The organism is Bartonella sp. AP72JLCBS, from assembly GCF_042195705.1.
Taxonomy (GTDB): domain Bacteria; phylum Pseudomonadota; class Alphaproteobacteria; order Rhizobiales; family Rhizobiaceae; genus Bartonella.
Genome location: NZ_JBHIOU010000079.1, coordinates 1 through 1,001, shown reverse-complemented (window position 1 = coordinate 1,001; position 1,001 = coordinate 1). Strand labels below are relative to the sequence as shown.

General features: G+C 46.0%; 1 protein-coding gene. It reads left to right on the top strand.

The window, feature by feature from the left end:
• Nucleotides 1–103 precede the first annotated feature (103 nt).
• The coding region (locus ACFILO_RS09485; RefSeq protein WP_375678214.1) for an alanine-zipper protein at nucleotides 104–1,001 on the top strand (898 nt) is incomplete at its 3' end.

Here is a 1,001-nt window from a genome sequence, read left to right as displayed (position 1 = left end):
GATGGTTCACTGAAAGATTTAGAGAAGCGCTTAGAGACCTTAAGAGAAGAGTTTGAAGATTTGAAAGAGTGTTCATTTTAGGTTTAATGGAGGAATAAAGCAGATGAAAATACCTGATCATAGTCATGAGTATCTGATACCAATAGCCACGAAAGAGGAAATCAGAGAAGGAACTTCGCAAGATAGCGTTGTTGTTCCGAAGATTTTAGGGACGGCATCTTTGTATTCGTATGAAACCTTTGCGCCGTTAGAACAGGTTGTGAATGCAAGGCAAGAGTCGGAAAAAGCCATGGCGCGTGCGAATGGTGCGCAACAGGTTGCAGAAGAATCGAAATCTATTGCTGAACGTGCAGAACAAACAGCGAAAGATGCTTCTCAAACAGCAACAGAGACAACCCAAGTAGCAGCGACCGCGGTAGCGACGAGTCATGAAGTTAAGACGATAGCAACACAAGCAAGTCTTAAGGCGGATGGCGCAAAACGGACAGCTGATGATGCCAAGGATATTGCAGAAGAGGCAAAGGCTCTTTCAGAACAATCCAAGAATGCTTGTGCTGAAGTCAAGGAATCTGTTGCAACTGTTAAGAGAGTTGCCGAATCGGCGCAAACAGGAGTGGAACAAGCCTCGCAAACAGCTTCAGAAGCGAAGGGTTTGGCGGAAGCGGCGAAAAGTGCAGCAGAGAGTGTAACAGAGAAAGTAGATCAAGCACTAAGAGAGGCTAGCGATGCAAAATCTAAAGCAGAAGGCTTAGAAACAATAGCCAATGAAGCAAAATCCACGAGTGATCATGCAAGCCAAACCGCTTTGAGTGCAAAAAGTTTATCAGAAGAAGCCAAGGAAGTAGCCGAGACTGCGAAGTCGACAGCAGAAGAAGCGAAGAGTGTTGCGGAGCAAGCAAAAGAAGAAGCTGATACGACGAAGCAAGGGCTTGGAGAGGTCAAGAGTTCATTAGACACGGTGACAGCAACGACAAATTCTGCGAATACAGCCGCCTCTGAGG